The sequence below is a fragment of the Psychrobacter sp. Choline-02u-9 genome (assembly GCF_002836505.1).
Lineage (GTDB): Bacteria > Pseudomonadota > Gammaproteobacteria > Pseudomonadales > Moraxellaceae > Psychrobacter.
Genome location: NZ_PJBF01000050.1, coordinates 14620 through 32967 on the forward strand (window position 1 = coordinate 14620; position 18348 = coordinate 32967).

Consider the following 18348-nt stretch of genomic DNA (forward strand, 5'->3'; position numbering starts at 1 on the left):
GATAACCAATCTTTGCTATAAAACCACTGCTACGATTTGACTACTATGCTTAAGCATTTATCTCTAAACACTTATGTTTAAAGACTTACGCTTTAACAGCATCGACAATTTTTTGAGCCGCGTCAGATAAACCTTGAGCTGAAATCAATTTCAGACCAGACTCTTCTAGGATTTGTGCGCCTAGCTCAGCGTTGTTACCTTCTAAACGAACAACAACTGGTACTTGTACGTCAACTTCTTTGATAGCAGCGATAATAGCTTCTGCAATCATGTCACAACGTACGATACCGCCGAAGATGTTGATTAGAACGCCTTCAACACTGCTGTCTTCTAGGATGATTTTGAACGCTTCAACAACGCGATCTTTAGTTGCGCCGCCGCCAACGTCCAAGAAGTTAGCAGGCTTGCCGCCATACAACTTGATGATGTCCATGGTCGCCATTGCAAGACCAGCACCGTTAACCATACAACCGATGTTACCTTCTAGAGCAACATAGTTTAGGTCGAATTCAGCAGCTTTAAGCTCACGCTCATTTTCTTGAGTCTTGTCTTGTAGTGCTGCGATTTTTGGCAGACGATATAGTGCGTTTGAATCGATACCGATTTTGCCATCAACACAAACGATTTCGCCATTTTCACGAACAGCTAATGGGTTGATTTCCATTAGAGCAAAGTCATTTTCAACAAATGCTTTATAAGCACCAGTCATCAATTTAACAAATTGGTTGATTTGCTTGCCTTCTAGACCAAGTTTGAACGCAACGTCGCGCGCTTGGAAAGGCATTAAACCAACTAAAGGATCAACGTGTACTTTGAATATTTTTTCTGGTGTGCTGTGTGCTACTTCTTCGATATCTACGCCGCCTTCGGTAGATGCCATGAAAGTTACACGACGAGTTGCACGGTCAACAACAGCGCCAAGATATAGCTCAGTTTGTACTGGATACATATCTTCTGCAACCAATACGAAGTTGACTGGCTGACCATCAGCATCAGTTTGGAACGTTACTAGGTTAGTACCGATCAGCTCTTCAGCAACTTGTTTAGCTTCTTCACGAGTTTTAACCAGCTTTACACCACCCGCTTTACCGCGACCACCAGCATGTACTTGCGCTTTAATTACCGCAATGTCAGTTGGGGTCTTATCAAAAGCTGCAGCAGCTTCGTCGCCGTTATGAGCGATGATGCCTTCTTGAATTGGCAATCCGTAGCTTTTTAATAGCTCTTTTGCTTGATACTCATGTAAATTCATTGATTGTATCCTTTATTTTTTACAATTAATAAAAAGTGAAATCAAGTGCGCACATATACATATGAACCATACGTCTGACGCACTCATGATTGTGGCATCACCAAAACAGCGATACCCCAATCAGGTTGTAAATCGATAATAATTAAACGAGCAACTGCTTATTTCTTACGCTTTTTACGCTGGATAGCGTGAATAGCACGGCCATCTGCAGATAGCGCAGCTTCATGTACTGCTTCTGAAATCGTTGGATGAGCAAATGTCATCAACTGCAAGTCTTCAATACTAGAGACAAATTCCATTGCGATCATACCTTGATGAACGATATCACCAGCACCAGCAGCGATAGCATGCATACCTAATAGACGATCTGTTTTCGCATCAGCAACGACTTTAATAGAACCTTCTGCTTCGCTTTGAGCCAATGCACGACCGTTAGCAGCCAAGTTGAAAGAACCTGTTTTAACTTCATAGCCAGCTTCTTCAGCTTCTTGCTCAGTCAAACCTACCCATGCGATTTCTGGGTGAGTATAAATGACATTGATAATGGTGTCATAGTTAACTTGAGGTTTTTCGCCATGAATACGCTCAACAGCCATCATACCCTCTTCCATTGCTTTGTGCGCAAGCATAGGACCACGGACCAAATCACCGATAGCATAAACGCCATCAAGATTGGTTTTGCATTGATCATTGACATCGATAAGGCCACGTTCAGTCAACGTGATACCGCTATCATCGCCAAGTAGCTTTTCAGAATAAGCGCGACGACCAACACAAACGATTAGCTTATCAAAGCTCTCCTCGCTCGATTCGCCTTTGCTTTCGCTAGTGACGACAACTTGGTCACCTTGTACTTCAGCATTGGTTACTTTGGTATCGACACGGATATCAAGACCTTGCTTTTTCAGAATTTTGCCAGCTTCTTTTGAGATGTCTTTGTCAGCAGCAGCTAAGAAACTAGGAAGTGCTTCATACACAACTACTTCTGCACCTAGACGACGCCATACTGAACCAAGCTCAAGACCGATAACACCAGCACCGATAACGCCTAGACGCTTAGGTACTTCAGTGAAATCAAGTGCGCCAGTTGAATCAACAATGCGGTCACCGTCAGTTTTGGCAACAGGAATCTCGATAGGCACAGAACCTGCCGCAAGAATGACATTCTTAGCAGTGATCGTTGTTTCGCTTTCGTCTTCTAGAGCAGTAAATTTAACTTTTTTATCAGCGCCTTTACCGTCAACTAAAGTACCCCAGCCTTGTAGCCAGTCAACACCATTGCCTTTTAGCAACGCGGCAACACCACCAGTCAACTGCTTAACAATACCTTCTTTACGCTCTATCATTTTTTCGATATTGATAGCAACGTCACCAGTACTGATACCGTGCTCGTCAAGGTCATGCTTAGTAGCTTCGTAACGATGTGAGCTGTCAAGTAGGGCTTTTGATGGGATACAACCAACGTTTAAGCAAGTACCGCCAAGTGCTGGCTCGCCTTTATAAACGCGCTTTTCAATACAAGCAACACTCATACCTAGCTGGCCTGCACGAATAGCTGCTTCGTAACCACCAGGACCGCCGCCGATGACGACTAAATCATAATTGTCTTTCATAGTACGTTCCTATTTTTAATTGTATGTGTCATTTAAACTGGTTGTTATCTCGCTGATAGATCAGCGTTATCTACACTGAATAGTTAATACACTATGTCAATGAGATAGATTCACTTATCAATAGCAAATCACCATTATTAAATTCATTTAAATACAGTTATCAGCGCATCAAGCGATCGCTGATTAATAAAAATCATTATCTATACCAAAGTTAAAAAGCTTGTATCAGCGGTTGCCAATACAAGCTTAAAAGCTTACAGGTCTAGTAGTAGCATTGCAGGGTCTTCGACCAACTCTTTGATAGTTACCAAGAACTGTACGGCTTCTTTACCATCGATCATACGATGGTCATAAGATAATGCTAAGTACATCATTGGTAAAATTTCAACTTTGCCGTCGACAGCCATTGGGCGGTCATTGATAGCGTGCATACCTAGGATAGCAGTTTGTGGTGGGTTCAAGATTGGTGTTGACATCAATGAACCAAATACACCACCGTTAGAGATAGTGAACGTACCGCCAGTCATGTCTTCTAGACCAAGCTTACCTTGCTGTGCTTTACCGCCAAACTCACGGATTGTGCTTTCAACGTCAGCCATGCTCATGCGATCAGTATCACGTAGTACTGGAACAACCAAGCCACGATCTGAAGATACTGCTACACCGATATCATAGAAACCATGATAAACAATGTCATCACCATCTAGTGAAGCGTTTACTGCTGGGAAGCGTTTTAGCGCTTCTGTCGCTGCTTTTACGAATAACGACATAAAGCCTAAACGTACACCATGACGTTTTTCGAACTTCTCTTTGTACTTAGCGCGCATGTCCATCAATGGCTTCATGTTCACTTCGTTAAACGTCGTCAACATGGCTGTATCTTGTGATGCTGATAATAGACGCTCAGCAACACGCTTACGAAGACGAGTCATTGGAACACGTTTTTCAGTACGCTCACCCATTGATTCAGCAACAGGACGGCCGCTATCAGACTTGATGCTGCTGTCTGATTTCAATGTCGGGTTAGCCATATCAGTTTTGGTTACACGACCACCGCGGCCACTACCTTCAATTTCTTTAGGATCTACGCCTGACTCTTTTGCTGCTTTACGAACTGCTGGGCTTTGATCTTTATGATCAGCTTCGCCTTTCTTATCTGTTGCTTGAACAGGCTCGCCACCATCAGCAGCTTGTTTTGCTTGAACTGGCGCAGCTGGTTGGTCTGGATCTACTGCTGGCGCTTCTTCTGCGCTAGCACCAGCACTTGCACCGGCTTCAAACTGAGCGATAAGCTCATCAGACAATACAGTATCGTCAACTTGCTTTACGATTTTGGTCAATACACCATTATCAGGTGCCACAACTTCTAATACAACTTTATCAGTTTCAATTTCAGCCAATAGGTCATCACGATTAACTTGTTGACCTTCAGTGACGTGCCACTCAACGATTGTGCCATCGGCAACCGATTCTGGAAAAACGGGGGCTTTGATGTCAGCCATCGATATACTCCTTAGATTTGGATATTCATACTTATTATTAAGTCGTGATAGGCAGTCAGTAGTTTTCTAATAACTTTGCTTATATTTTATTAAAAAATACTAACTGTCATCGCCTGATTCATTTATCTTCTATAATCTTTTGATTAGACAAGGTATTACTGAGCTAATTCATCAACACTTATGCCAAGGCCACCAGCAATGAGTGCTTGCTGTTGTTGAGCGTGTAGTTTTGGCGATCCTGTTGCAGGAGCTGCACTAGGAGGACGCGCTACTGGCTCCATGACTTTTGCTTTGGTTGGATGCGGTACGACAATACGGAACATATGCGGTGCTAAATAGTACCAAGCGCCTTGGTTTAATGGCTCTTCTTGCGTCCATACGATTTCAGTTAGGTTGCTGTATTTTTCGATTTCAGCGATCAAGCGAGTCTCTGGCAATGGATACAATTGCTCAATACGAACGATAGCCACATGATCAAGACCCAGTGCGCGGCGCTGCTCTAACAGATCATAATAAACCTTACCGCCACACAGAACCATACGAGTCACTTTATCTGCGTTGTGATCGTCCATCTCTGGCAATACCGTCTCAAACTTACCATTCGCAAGCTCTTCTAGATTAGAAGTCGCTAGCTTATGACGTAATAAGCTCTTTGGTGACATAACGATCAATGGCTTACGAATAGGACGTACTGCCTGACGACGTAATGCATGATAAATTTGCGCAGGAGTCGTTGGGGTAATGACCTGCATGTTGTCTTCAGCACATAGCTGTAAGAAACGCTCTAAACGTGCAGATGAATGCTCAGGGCCTTGACCTTCAAAACCATGTGGTAACAACATAGTTAAACCACAAACACGCTGCCATTTGGTCTCACCACTTGAGATGAACTGGTCAATCACAACCTGAGCACCGTTAACGAAATCACCAAACTGTGCTTCCCAAACGATCAATGCGTTCGGTACAGTGGTCGCGTAACCATATTCAAAGGCTAGTACCGCTTCTTCTGACAACAATGAATTGTAAGTAGCAAAGCGTGCTTGGTTCTCACTTAAATGAGACAACGGCACATACATGCTACCATCATTGACATTGTATATTTCACTATGACGATGTGAGAAAGTACCACGGCCGACATCTTCACCAGTAATACGTACTAATACGCCATCGTTATCGACCAATGATGCATAAGCCAATGTCTCAGCTGCACCCCAGTTAAGAGGCTCTTCGCCCGTTTGCATCGCTAAACGCTGCTCAACGACTTTTTGAACCTGACGTTGTAACTTGTAGCCTTCTGGCATTTCGGCCATACGGCGTCCATAACCTTTGAGCTTTTCGATATCAACACTGGTATCCCAGTCATCAACCAAGTCATGACCTAGATAAGGTTTCCAATCTACAAACAACTGCTCGTTAGGCTCTTGAACCAATGAGCTAACAACATAATCACCACGGTCTAACGACTCACGATAATCATCTTCGTACTGTTTTTCTTCTTCGGCATTCAAGATACCTTCTGCGATAAGCTTTTGTGCATAGAGAGTACGAGTAGTTGGAAGCTTCTTAATAACAGCATACATCAATGGCTGAGTTGCAGATGGCTCATCTGCTTCATTATGACCATTACGGCGATAGCAGAACAAATCAATGATGATGTCTTTGTCAAACTTATGACGATAATCTAATGCTAACTGAGCGGCAAATACGACTGCTTCAGGATCATCACCGTTTACATGTAGGATAGGAGCATGAACCATCTTGGCAACGTCAGTACAATATTCAGTTGAACGAACATCTTCTTGACGACTAGTAGTAAAGCCAACTTGGTTATTGATCACGATATGCACAGTACCGCCAGTGGTATAAGCACGGGTCTGTGACATCTGGAAGGTTTCTTGGACCACACCTTGACCAGCGAAAGCAGCATCACCATGAATCACGATAGGTAATACTGAATTACCACCAGTATTATCTAGTAGTGGCTGATCGTTACGGCGTACTTGACGGGCACGTACTGAGCCTTGTAGTACTGGCGCGACAATTTCAAGATGCGATGGGTTAAATGCTAAAGCCAAATGCGCTTCGCCACCTGGTGTCATCACATTAGATGAGAAACCGTTGTGGTATTTAACGTCACCTGAGCCTTTTTCTGGCTGTACTTTACCATCAAACTCATCAAACAAGTCTGCAGGGTTTTTACCTAAGATGTTGACTAGTAGGTTTAGACGGCCACGGTGAGCCATACCAATGACCATTTCTTTTGTGCCATAACCACCAGCACGTTGAATGATTTCATTGATAGCAGGAATGAAGCTCTCGCCCCCTTCCAAACCAAAACGCTTAACACCCGTGTATTTACGAGCAAGGTATTTTTCTAGACCTTCAGCAGCCGTTAAGCGCTCAAGAATAGATAAACGTTTTTCTTTATCGAATTTGATATAGCCTAGATTGGTCTCTAGGTATTCTTCCATCCAGCGTTTTTCGGTACTGGTGGTAACATGCATGTACTCGACACCGATATGGCCACAGTAAACACGTTCCATGATTTCGATGATTTCGCGCAGTGTCGCTTCATCTTTACCGATGACTAAATCATTGGTCGGGAATACGGTATCGAGATCAGCTTCTGACAAATTATGATAAGCAAGCGTCAAATCTTCTACTGCTGCACGTGGGTGCAAATCTAAAGGATCAAGCTTGGCACGGCGATGACCGCGACGACGATATGCTGAGATTAGTTGCTGCACGCCCATCTGCTTAGGATCACAGTTGGCAGAGCTGCTAGAGCCGGTATCAGTACTGCTACTCTTATTTGCCGTTTGATTACGAGCAAGTAGTAAGAACTGATCTTTGATAGCATTGTGCTGAGCATCGTTCTGCGACTTATACTGTTCAAAGTACGTTTGCCAGTCGGTATCAACACTATCAGGGTCTGTTAGGTATTGCTCGTAGAGAGCTTCTATATAGTTGGCGTTATCGGCAGCCAGTTCGGTATGTACTTGGCCAGATTTTTCTTTGGTTATACTATTCATAATAATCGTCTATTTGATAGATAAATGAATGGAATCGTGCTTATTATTGTGTCAGTCGTTGTATGCTCAGGTAGTTAGACAATGTGTCATATCCTGTTAAATACTATTCGATAAAACACTTTTATCCCTAAGTATTGCCATCACCATAGAATATTGCTGTCATTGTCTACAAGAGCAAGTGATGCTAAATAGTGGTAACAAGTCTTATTGCAATACCCGTCTAAAAATAAAACTATTTGTGAACGCTCAGTTTTCTCATCTAGCTCGTTTCACAACATTAATTTATATATACTTCTTTGAGTCATAACCAATCCATTAATGATAAGCTATTAATAGACAATTATATTTTCAGCTAACCTATAAACTGGTTATTGATGCTGAATTACTCTAAATTTGCTGATAAATCCTGCCTTTTCAGACAGACATACATTGCTGTATAGATTATCATGCCCATTTTTTGCGACATAGTTTGTTTGTTCAATACTAGGTATTTATGTAATGAATATCTATCATCAATTATAAACGCATAATCATTGTGCGCATAGTATTTTAGCCTGATAATGTCATAATGTGTTTAAACGATACATATTAAGCGCTAAAAAAGACACTTTAACCATCTCATTAAATACCAAATGTAATTGTACCAAAATTCGACTATGTCTATATTCGATTATATAGGGTGATTGTCTATATATTATTTCTTCTTACATACGACCAACGTATTGACCATACAGTTTTACTCTTAAATCATTTAATACCTATTTTTCAATAGACTAAATTCATCATATTTTTAAATGACAAGTTAGCTATAAAAGTAGTAAATCTATATATCAGCTTTTTAACTAACAAAAACACCACCTAATGAATAGGTGGTGTTTTTTGTATAGTAACTATAAAGATCAATTACTTATGCTTAACCAGCTTGATCAATCAACATATTACGTAAATGACCGATCGCTTTGGTTGGATTCAAGCCTTTTGGACAAACGGATACACAGTTCATGATACCGCGGCAACGGAACAAGCTAAATGGATCGTCTAAGCGAGCTAAACGTGCTTGAGTATCACCGTCACGGCTATCAGCGACGAAGCGATAAGCATGCAGTAATGCTGATGGGCCTAAGAACTTATCAGGGTTCCACCAGAATGATGGGCAGCTGGTTGAACAGCAAGCACATAGGATACATTCGTATAAACCGTTCAGTTTTTCACGCTGTTCAGGTGACTGTAAACGCTCAGTTGGCGGTGCTGGCTGATCATTGATTAAGTACGGATGCACTTTTTCATACTGCTCATAGAACTGGTTCATATCAACAACCAAGTCACGAACCACTGGCAAACCAGGTAGCGGACGAACCGTTACTTTTTCTGGTAGCGTGTTCATGTTGATTAGACATGCCAAACCGTTTTTACCATTAATGTTCATGCCGTCAGAGCCACAAATACCTTCACGGCAAGAGCGACGGAAAGTAAGCGTTTCATCTTCTTTCTTTAGGCGTAATAGTACGTCAAGCAACATACGATCTGAATCAAGTAGCTCAATCGTATAAGTTTGCATGCGTGGCGCTGCGTCCAGATCAGGATCGTAGCGATAGATTTCGATGGTGCGAGTACCTCGGCTCATAATGCTAAACTCCACACGTAGGTGATGGCGGGCATACAAAGATTGCAACATATTTGCGCTAGCTATTAATCAGTACTGATAACCAGTATCGGATACCAATTAATAGCGTAGTAACGCTGGCATGAGCATGTAGCTGGCGGTCACCTTTTTAATAAATTAATAAGGGATAAAACGTTAACACTGCTGTTATCTATCAACTATATATAAAGTATGCAGTCTAGAATTAGTAGACGCGGACTTTTGGTTCGATATAATCAACAGTTAATGGCACTTTACGTACTGGCTTATAAATGATGCGATTGCCTTCAGAGTACCATAAAGTATGCTTCATCCAATCGTGGTCATTACGGCCGTTAGGTGCGTAATCATCATCTTCTGGACGATCATAGTCAGATACACTGTGTGCGCCGCGGCTTTCATGACGCTTAGCTGCAGATATCATTGTCGCTTTTGCTACTTCATACAAGTTAGCAACTTCGAATGCTTCAATACGTGCTGTGTTGAACACTTGTGATTTATCGCCAAGATGAATCTTGTCGATTTTTTCACCTAGCGCTAAAATTTTCTCAACGCCTTCGTCCATCATCGCTTGCGTACGGAATACACTAGCGTGTTTTTGCATCGTAGCACGAATCTCATCAGCCACGTCTTGAGCGTTGTAGCCTTCAGTAGACTGTTGCAACTTATCTAAACGCTTCACTGTAAAATCAAGTACACGTGGATCAAGCGGCTTGTAGTTGTGATCTGCATGATGGAACTCATCAACGATATGCTTACCAGCTGCACGGCCAAATACCAATAGATCTAGTAGAGAGTTCGTACCTAGACGGTTAGCACCATGTACACTTACGCAAGCACATTCACCGATTGCATAAAGACCTTTAACCACATTGCCTTTAGCATATAGGCCGTCTTCATCAGTACCTGCTTCTAGATCCGGTACAATCACTTGACCATGAATAGTGGTTGGAATACCGCCCATCATGTAGTGAATGGTTGGGATTACTGGAATTGGCTCTTTAGTGATGTCAACGTTGGCGAAGTTTTTACCGATCTCAAATACTGATGGTAGACGCTTCATGATGGTTTCAACACCTAGATGCGTCATATCCATAACGATATGATCAGCATTAGGACCACAACCACGGCCTTCTTTGATTTCTTGATCCATTGAGCGCGATACGAGATCACGCGGTGCCAAGTCTTTTACGGTTGGTGCATAACGCTCCATGAACGCTTCGCCATCTTTGTTACGCAAGATAGCACCTTCACCACGGCAACCTTCAGTCAATAGTACACCTGCACCATGAACACCAGTTGGGTGGAACTGCCAGAACTCCATGTCTTGTAATGGAATACCAGCACGTACTGCCATGCCAATACCGTCACCAGTATTGATATAAGCATTAGTAGAAGCTGCGAAGATACGACCAGCACCACCTGTCGCTAGGACAGTAATTGGTGATTGGAATACTGCAATCGTACCCGTCTCTTGCTCAAGCGCGACGACACCGTTGATGTTACCAGCTTCGTCTTTGATCAAATCAAGCGCGATCCACTCGATAAAGAACTCAGTACCTTGCTCTAGGTTTTTCTGATATAGCGTATGTAGTAGTGCATGACCTGTACGGTCAGCAGCGGCACAAGCACGTTGTACCGCTTTTTCACCATAGTTAGAAGTATGACCACCGAACGGACGCTGATAAATCGTACCGTCTTCGTTACGGTCAAACGGCATGCCCATGTGCTCAAGCTCATAGACTACTTTTGGCGCTTCACGGCACATATATTCGATAGCGTCTTGGTCACCTAACCAATCTGAACCTTTAACGGTATCATAGAAGTGAAAGTGCCAGTTGTCATTGCTCATGTTACCCAAACTTGCACCGATACCACCCTGAGCGGCAACCGTGTGCGAACGCGTTGGGAATACTTTGGTAAGGACTGCAACCTTCATGCCCGCTTCCGCTAAATGCAATGAAGCACGCATACCTGAGCCGCCGCCACCAACGATAACTGCATCGTAGTTTAGGGTCTTGATATTACTAATGGTATTGTCTTGTCTAGTTGCCATTACGGTTTTCCTAATGCCTGTTAATGCGTAAAAGTAAATCAAAGACTGTTTAAGACATCTCTATTACAGCTATAAAGGCTTACTATTTGGCCATTTCTACGCTTATAAAATAAAGACTCTCAATAATCATTAACCACTTAATTTGCATATCTATCGTTATACTGAACTAAGCCTACTCAACTATAATCAGATTAGCTGATCAGTAATGCCAGTCCAATGCTATGACTATTCTTGGCTATCAACGGATGACTCTAAAATACTTTGCCAACTAATGTATCAGTTGGATGCATCCGTCGTTATATATAGATATCAGAGCTTTTTATGAGATGGTTAAACGGCAGCGATACCGAAACCGTTACCCCAAAAAATCATGATGCCCCAAAATAGAAATACTAAAATAGCGATAATCATCAATGACTGTAGTACTAAACGTAAACCTGCTGCGCTTGAGCCCAGTTTGCCTGTTGTAATATAATCAGTAAATACTGTCCACATCCCAACCCAAGCATGACCAGCTAGTGCAAGTACTGCAACCAAGCTGAATAGACGCATCGGTAGGCTGGTCATAAATGATGACCATTCAACAAAAGTGACATCGCCATGGGTCAAAAAGAAGCCCAGCAACACCACACTATAAACGGCTAAAACAACAGCACTAATACGCTGAATAATCCAATCACGTGAGCCTGAACCTGTCAGACCAGTAGCACTTTTGATTCCTGAATCATTTTTTATCATTAGAACATCACCCATACAAATGACGCGACAACTAAAATCGCTGCAATCACAAAACTGACCATAGAGGCAGTGCGGCCAGATTTTAGCTCTTCGTTCATGCCCATATCAGCAAATAAATGTTTGATACCCATTACAAAATGATATGCAATGGCGGCAACAAATATCCATGCCAAAAAGCGCACAAGTACGTTGTCAAATACGGTCGCAAAACTCTCAGGCGATGCCAATGAGTTCTGTAGTATCCATAACATGACAGGAATCAATAAAAATAAAATAATGCCAGAGATACGATGCAAGATAGAGGCGATCGCGATCGGTGAGCGATTAACGCTAATCACTTGGCTTAAAGGCAGATCAATAGGTCGGTTGCTTTTCACAGCGGGCATCCTTTTGCGGTTATACTCCTGTATCTGCTATCAACGCCTGACATAAATAGTGCCAATTGAGCATTGAGCAACACACGAGACGAATAAAGTAAGGAAGAGCTAGCTGACTTCGTTTAGTTTGCGCTAAATATGAAGAAAGGATCATGTATATAAAGGTATTGATAGACTGTTCAATGTCGCTTGTCGAATCGACAGGCATATCAAACAACCTATCTATTATACAACAAAGAAAATAAACATGAGTAACATCGACTAACCAGTCTATTTTAGAGGTCGTATGAATAGTAAGACAACGTTACTATGTCTTCTATATCAGAGCAGACCTTATATTAGGCACTTGAAATCCTATGCCAAACAAATAAAAATATTGGTTAAGAAGAAAATTCAAACCATAGAATGCGGTTTGGTCTATCGTAACACCAGACAATCGTAAATAAGCATGAATAGAAGACGCTCTGAACGACACTATAACATGGTCATTTATTAATTCGCGCAAAGCTAGTGCCAGTTAATTCCTACAATTATAAAATGCCTGAGCGATAATTACAAATTTATCCATTCAGTAAGAATATATACATATTTAATCAATAAATGAATGAATAAGGATAATACTGATTTTAACAGTAATTATTATGACAAACTTTAATCCGCTTACTAGGCATAGTCTGCCAGTTTTTGGTGTCATTATTTATAAGTTTTGTCTCTAAAATATATTTAAAAACCTAAAATATGGCTCTGATAATGCTGCTGTAAACTTGCTCAAAAAGAGATGAATTTTAAGCAAAATAACCTGACAGACATATTTTGATACAAAAATTACAGCGAATAACCACCGCCACACCGCGCCAATTGGACACATGGTCCATAAAAGTTTTTTCAAATCATCAAGAATTGCTGCTAATATACCCTGCGTACTAAATGAGTTGAATGCACTTTTACCGTTCAACCGACAATGACGCGAGGGTATGCGTCTGTAGTAATTTATTCTAACAAGTCAAACCAATGGAGAGCAATTTATGGCTGATACTAATGCCAAACTAACCGTGAATGGTGAAGAATACGAACTTCCTATTATTAAAGGTACTTTAGGGCGCCCAGTTATCGATATTGCTGCTTTACAAGAATCAGGATTTTGGTCTTATGACCCTGGTTTTAAAGTAACTGCTCCTGTTGAATCAAAGATTACTTATATTGATGGTGGCAAAGGCGAGTTATTACACCGCGGCTACCCTATCGACGAGCTAGCGAACAACGCTGAATACCTAGAAGTTGCTTATGCACTTCTACATGGTGACCTACCTACTGCTGAGCAAAAAGCAGACTTTTTTGAAAAAATCCGCGAGCATACTGCTGTTCATGATCAATTGCGTAAGTTCTTTGAAGGCTTCCGCCGCGACGCGCATCCAATGGCTATTATGGTTGGTGTTGTTGGTGCCTTATCAGCGTTCTATCATGAAGACCTAGACGTGAGCAATGAAGAACATCGCGAAATCACAGCTATTCGTCTGATTGCTAAGATGCCTACGCTTGCTGCGATGAGTTATAAATACTCACAAGGCGAACCGTTCATGTATCCGCGTAATGACTTTAACTACGCAGAAAACTTCCTGTACATGATGTTTGCAACACCTGCTGACGTAGACTACGAGAAAAACGACGTTATCACTCGCGCAATGGACAAAATCTTTACCTTGCACGCTGACCATGAGCAAAATGCTTCTACGTCAACGGTACGTTTAGCTGGTTCTACTGGTGCAAACCCTTATGCATGTATCGCTGCTGGTATTGCAGCCCTTTGGGGACCATCACATGGCGGCGCGAACGAAGCTGTTCTTGAGATGTTAGACGAAATCGGTACTGTTGAAAACGTGCCTGAATTTATGGAAAAAGTGAAGAGCCGTGAAGTGAAGCTAATGGGCTTTGGTCACCGTGTTTACAAAAACTTCGATCCACGCGCTCAAGTAATGAAAGAGACTTGTGATGAAGTACTAGAAGCACTAGGTATCAACGATCCTAAGCTTGAATTGGCAATGGCACTAGAGAAAATTGCGTTAGAAGACCCGTTCTTCATCGAGCGTAACCTATATCCAAACGTTGATTTCTACTCTGGTATCATTTTGAAAGCTATCGGTATCCCAACGTCAATGTTTACCGTAATCTTTGCATTGGCTCGTACTTCAGGTTGGATCAGCCATTGGTTAGAAATGCACAGTGCACCGTTCAAAATCGGTCGTCCACGTCAGTTATACACTGGTGAAACGCGCCGTGATTTTGTAAAAGTTGAAGATCGCAAGTAAGCAAAAATAATCGTTATCCAATAAAAAATCCCGCCATCGTGCGGGATTTTTTATTGTCTTAACTCTCGTTATTCGATATTGATTGTTTCATGAGAAATGACTAACTAACTAAGTCTATGAAATTATAATCAGTTACTGAAACTCTTTTAACGTTTGCTCATATTTGGCAATCTGCTCGTCGTATCCTTCGATGGTTTCATTAAACTTAGCCATCAAAGCTTCAAACTCTTGTTGCTGCTTCTGTTTCATTTGCTGCATATCAACCACTTGCTGAGCTTCTATTTGTTCCCATACCTGATGCTGAATAATTAAACGGGCAAGTGCCGGACTTTTTGCACTTACTCTACCAGCAATCTCTGCATGCTCAAATAACTGCGGAACCAAGGTCGCCACATTGATTAATGTATCAGAATCCTCTGCGCTCAGCGGTGTAGTCACCGGTTGATACAAGGCATCCATGGTTTGCTGATAGCGCTCTATGATTTGATCCTCGGTCAACATAACAGGTTTACGCGGCTCAAGACTGATGCGTTTCAAAACTTTTAAATCACGCTCACCAACTTCAGTGCTAGTATTGACATCTACCTCTGCATTTACATTTGGATCACTGTCTATCGCGTCAATATCGATATTCGATGACGCCACTTCTGCAGAACTGGTAGCAGTAGTATTCGCAATGGGAGCGGTATCATCGGTCGCTACTTCGTTATTACTATCTGTATTTTCATTATTATTAGTATTCAGTAATAAAAGCTCCTCACTGTCTGACGCATCTGCCGCTTGCAATGACTCATATTCCGCTTGTAATCGTCTCTGTAAACTCTGCGCCTGTGCGACATATATCGGCTGAAATTGTTTTATGCGCGCAGCAGCTGAGTCACTTTTTGGCATAGGCTGACTGTCTTCTACGCTTGTTTTTTCACTGGTTTGACTGTCATCAGCTACAGGCAATGTTTCAGACTGCTGACAACCTGTCAAAAACAATACTCCTGACAGTGCGGCTACAAGCAAGGTCGGTGGATATCGAGTATCAACATTAGGCTTTACTGACAAAAATTTAAACATGAGAGTATATATCCTTTGGTAAAGCAAAATTATAAAAGGGTAAGTTACAATTGCGGTTCATTATTCTTTGATTTTTAGCGACACAGTTGACTGTTAAATCGTTCAACTTACTTATCCAATATTTATCCGACTGACCTGTATCTCAATTGCTATATAGTTTAATTGTTCTATAGTTCGGTTATGCTTATCACAGCCAAGCTTAATCTTATTCTTTAAAATTAGATGATTGATGGATTATCAGTATTTTTTGCCTTAATAGGCTGCTCTGTCAAAAATGGAATACAAGCTTCCCACTCTTGGCAGTTCTGACCACGATGACGACGTACAAAATAGTCTTGAACCATGCGTGCCTGCTGCTCAATACCATACTTAAAAAATGATTTGCCTGTTTCTAACACGTAGTCGTATTTTCGGTTGATTATCGCTCCGCGTACCACTTTTAAGCCTTGCTGTAACTGCCATACGTGCGTTAGCTCATGTATAAGCCAGCTTTGTTTGCTCAATGGAGTTTCGCTAAAATCCGTAATCCAATCGACTGAATTAAAGTAAATATTGCCATTAGGACTAACGGCATAATGTTTTAGTACCCACCATGCTGTCTTTAACTGCACTTCGTCGAGTTTGATACTATTACCAAATACTGAATGCGCCAACGCTATCTCGCCAGCTGTCAGATAACGTGACTGCTGCTTGCCTGTATCACTACGCAAGTAGCGATTGAATAAGCGTTTAAGAGTCAGTTCAGACATCGTTAATGCAATACCTCATACTTGATAAGCCATTTTTAGTGTTTAATATTTAATAGTTAACAGTCGTGATTGACCAGCCTTTGCCATCGATACGGTAAAACTGTTAATAGTAGAGCCGTTAATATAGGTAAATGATGAAAACTAAAGTGCTCGGGACACAAGCTATACGCTTAGTTAGCTTTCATTAACATATTTTTGCGTTAATCTAGCGCGTATGACTTATAACAAGTACCCTCCTTATAAACTAGCCTACTTCTACTGCTAATGTCTAATACTCATTGCTATTATAAAATTGCTGCGAAAATCATGCCAAACGTATACGAGTGTTAAAATCCAATGAGAATGGTGGAGTTAGCCTAGTATGCTGTTATTTAAATTTAACTATAAAGACCTTGCCGTTACTACCTTTGCAGCTAGTAAATAGCTTTTTCATTTTTCGATAGAGAGTCTTATGTCACCTAACTTCCATGCCGATACCCCACTTGCTCAGCGTATGCGCCCTACTTCTCTTACCGATATTATTGGTCAAGAGCACTTGCTGGCAACTGGTGCACCGCTACGACGCTTGGTAGAGCAAGGGCATCTGCCATCTATTATCCTGCACGGTGAAGCAGGTATTGGCAAAACAACCATTGCGATGTTGTTAGCTGATGCCGTTAATCGACCTTTTCATGCGCTCTCCGCATTAAATACTGGTGTCAAACAGTTACGTGAAGTTTTAGATAATAAAGACTCACTGGCATTTGAGTCACCTGTAGTCTTCATCGATGAGATTCATCGCTTTAATAAAGCACAGCAAGATGCACTATTGGGCGCAGTAGAGTCTGGTGATATTACTTTAATTGGCGCTACCACTGAAAACCCATCATTTAGTGTCAACAACGCTCTACTATCACGTTGCCAAGTTTATCGTTTAGAGCCGTTAACACCTGAGCAGATAAGTACCGTGCTGCAACGAGCACTCTCGGAAGACAATATACTCAAAAAGTTGACCGTCGATTTACAAGCAAAAGATACCATCAGCCAGCTGGCCCATGGTGATGCTCGAAAAGCGCTAAATTTATTAGAGTTAGCCATTCAAACAACTGATGCCAAGCAGTCGCTAGTGATTATCGATGATGAATTGGTCAGCCGAGTGGCACAAACTGCTTTGGTAAGATATGACAAAGATGGTGAGCAGCATTACGATATTATTTCAGCGATGATAAAGTCCGTCCGTGGCTCAGATCCAGATGCGGCATTGTATTGGATGGCACGTATGCTCGTAGGCGGCGAACCTGCTGATTTTATTGCGCGGCGATTGGTGATTTTGGCCAGTGAAGATATCGGTAATGCCAATCCTAATGCCTTACTCCTAGCTGATGCGGCATTACGTAGTGTGCAATCTATCGGTATGCCAGAAGCGCGTATTATTTTAGGTCAAGTTGTGGTGTATCTAGCGACCAGTGCCAAGAGTAATAGCACTTATAAAGCAATCAATGCTGCGATGGCGTTGGCTGAAAAAGATGCCTCACCTGTACCGCTACACTTGCGCAATGGCGTGACCAAATTGATGCGTAGTCAAGGCTACGGTCAAGGTTATGCTTATCCGCACGATTATCCTAACCATTACTATCCTCAAAGCTACTTACCAGATAATTTGGTTGGTACCAGTTTCTACGAGTTTGCAGATAATCAACGTGAGCAGCACAGTAAGCAATTTATGGATTGGTTAAAAAACCAAGCAGCGAGCAATGATTAACTGCGATATAGATTAATAAAAATATAACGCACAGATTTATGAGTCAGTTTTAATGTTCATTGATAATATTTATGACTATTTTTGACATACTGAACGATATAGTGGGAAGATGGCGCAGCACGTGACGCTGAAAAGCGTTAAAATAACCTCATAATGATATATACAAGCAATTAAGCAAGTTACTTTTATATCAAATGATATTGCTTATAGCGCGATTTACTTGACCGTAGTAGCGCTTTACTTGACCGTAGTAGCGCTTTACTTGACCGTAGTAG

12 protein-coding genes are annotated in these 18348 nt (G+C 41.7%); 2 read left to right on the forward strand and 10 right to left on the reverse strand.

Features of this window, described 5'->3' with window-relative positions:
* Positions 1 to 85: 85 nt before the first annotated feature.
* The 8 genes from sucC to sdhC all read right to left on the reverse strand — a co-directional run bounded on the left by sucC (position 86) and on the right by sdhC (position 12221).
* On the reverse strand, positions 86 to 1252 hold the full coding sequence (gene sucC / locus CXF69_RS07250; RefSeq protein WP_102078644.1) for an ADP-forming succinate--CoA ligase subunit beta: 1167 nt from the start codon (positions 1250 to 1252) through the stop codon (positions 86 to 88).
* A gap of 158 nt (positions 1253 to 1410) precedes the next feature.
* Positions 1411 to 2865 carry a dihydrolipoyl dehydrogenase gene (gene lpdA / locus CXF69_RS07255; RefSeq protein WP_102078645.1) on the reverse strand — a complete coding sequence of 485 codons (1455 nt, stop codon included), beginning with the start codon at positions 2863 to 2865 and terminating at the stop codon, positions 1411 to 1413.
* A 254-nt stretch (positions 2866 to 3119) separates the two neighbouring features.
* On the reverse strand, positions 3120 to 4367 hold the full coding sequence (odhB, locus tag CXF69_RS07260) for a 2-oxoglutarate dehydrogenase complex dihydrolipoyllysine-residue succinyltransferase (RefSeq protein ID WP_102078646.1): 1248 nt from the start codon (positions 4365 to 4367) through the stop codon (positions 3120 to 3122).
* Positions 4368 to 4522: 155 nt separating this feature from the next.
* On the reverse strand, positions 4523 to 7399 hold the full coding sequence (locus tag CXF69_RS07265; RefSeq protein WP_101204630.1) for a 2-oxoglutarate dehydrogenase E1 component: 2877 nt from the start codon (positions 7397 to 7399) through the stop codon (positions 4523 to 4525).
* A 913-nt stretch (positions 7400 to 8312) separates the two neighbouring features.
* Positions 8313 to 9023: a succinate dehydrogenase iron-sulfur subunit gene (locus tag CXF69_RS07270; protein ID WP_055123743.1), complete on the reverse strand. Its 711-nt coding sequence runs from the start codon at positions 9021 to 9023 to the stop codon at positions 8313 to 8315.
* Positions 9024 to 9246: 223 nt separating this feature from the next.
* A complete protein-coding gene (sdhA, locus tag CXF69_RS07275; RefSeq protein WP_057757857.1) occupies positions 9247 to 11097 on the reverse strand; it encodes a succinate dehydrogenase flavoprotein subunit in 1851 nt (616 codons plus the stop codon).
* 330 nt (positions 11098 to 11427) lie between these two features.
* On the reverse strand, positions 11428 to 11832 hold the full coding sequence (gene sdhD, locus CXF69_RS07280; protein WP_057762261.1) for a succinate dehydrogenase, hydrophobic membrane anchor protein: 405 nt from the start codon (positions 11830 to 11832) through the stop codon (positions 11428 to 11430).
* Positions 11833 to 11834: 2 nt separating this feature from the next.
* Complete coding sequence (gene sdhC, locus CXF69_RS07285; RefSeq protein WP_082624524.1) at positions 11835 to 12221, reverse strand: succinate dehydrogenase, cytochrome b556 subunit; 387 nt, start codon at positions 12219 to 12221, stop codon at positions 11835 to 11837.
* Between the two features lie 1016 nt (positions 12222 to 13237).
* Between sdhC and gltA the strand changes: the two genes are divergently transcribed.
* Positions 13238 to 14518, forward strand: a complete 1281-nt coding sequence (gene gltA / locus CXF69_RS07290; protein WP_102078275.1) for a citrate synthase — start codon at positions 13238 to 13240, stop codon at positions 14516 to 14518.
* Between the two features lie 132 nt (positions 14519 to 14650).
* On the opposite strand, the gene CXF69_RS07295 is transcribed toward gltA, so the two are convergent.
* Together CXF69_RS07295 and CXF69_RS07300 are read right to left on the reverse strand one after the other, a co-directional pair.
* A complete protein-coding gene (locus tag CXF69_RS07295; protein WP_228706751.1) occupies positions 14651 to 15583 on the reverse strand; it encodes a hypothetical protein in 933 nt (310 codons plus the stop codon).
* Positions 15584 to 15801: 218 nt separating this feature from the next.
* Positions 15802 to 16332 carry a type IV secretion protein Rhs gene (locus tag CXF69_RS07300; RefSeq protein WP_102078274.1) on the reverse strand — a complete coding sequence of 177 codons (531 nt, stop codon included), beginning with the start codon at positions 16330 to 16332 and terminating at the stop codon, positions 15802 to 15804.
* A 451-nt stretch (positions 16333 to 16783) separates the two neighbouring features.
* Between CXF69_RS07300 and CXF69_RS07305 the strand changes: the two genes are divergently transcribed.
* Positions 16784 to 18073, forward strand: a complete 1290-nt coding sequence (locus tag CXF69_RS07305) for a replication-associated recombination protein A (RefSeq protein WP_102078273.1) — start codon at positions 16784 to 16786, stop codon at positions 18071 to 18073.
* Positions 18074 to 18348: the final 275 nt, after the last annotated feature.

Bases quoted from the DNA above. Each gene is read 5' to 3' on its own strand.
- sucC (WP_102078644.1), bottom strand. From the start codon at position 1,252: ATGAATTTACATGAGTATCAAGCAAAAGAGCTATTAAAAAGCTACGGA.
- lpdA (WP_102078645.1), bottom strand. From the start codon at position 2,865: ATGAAAGACAATTATGATTTAGTCGTCATCGGCGGCGGTCCTGGTGGT.
- odhB (WP_102078646.1), bottom strand. From the start codon at position 4,367: ATGGCTGACATCAAAGCCCCCGTTTTTCCAGAATCGGTTGCCGATGGC.
- CXF69_RS07265 (WP_101204630.1), bottom strand. From the start codon at position 7,399: ATGAATAGTATAACCAAAGAAAAATCTGGCCAAGTACATACCGAACTG.
- CXF69_RS07270 (WP_055123743.1), bottom strand. From the start codon at position 9,023: ATGAGCCGAGGTACTCGCACCATCGAAATCTATCGCTACGATCCTGAT.
- sdhA (WP_057757857.1), bottom strand. From the start codon at position 11,097: ATGGCAACTAGACAAGACAATACCATTAGTAATATCAAGACCCTAAAC.
- sdhC (WP_082624524.1), bottom strand. From the start codon at position 12,221: ATGCCCGCTGTGAAAAGCAACCGACCTATTGATCTGCCTTTAAGCCAA.
- gltA (WP_102078275.1), top strand. From the start codon at position 13,238: ATGGCTGATACTAATGCCAAACTAACCGTGAATGGTGAAGAATACGAA.
- CXF69_RS07295 (WP_228706751.1), bottom strand. From the start codon at position 15,583: ATGTTTAAATTTTTGTCAGTAAAGCCTAATGTTGATACTCGATATCCA.
- CXF69_RS07300 (WP_102078274.1), bottom strand. From the start codon at position 16,332: ATGTCTGAACTGACTCTTAAACGCTTATTCAATCGCTACTTGCGTAGT.
- CXF69_RS07305 (WP_102078273.1), top strand. From the start codon at position 16,784: ATGTCACCTAACTTCCATGCCGATACCCCACTTGCTCAGCGTATGCGC.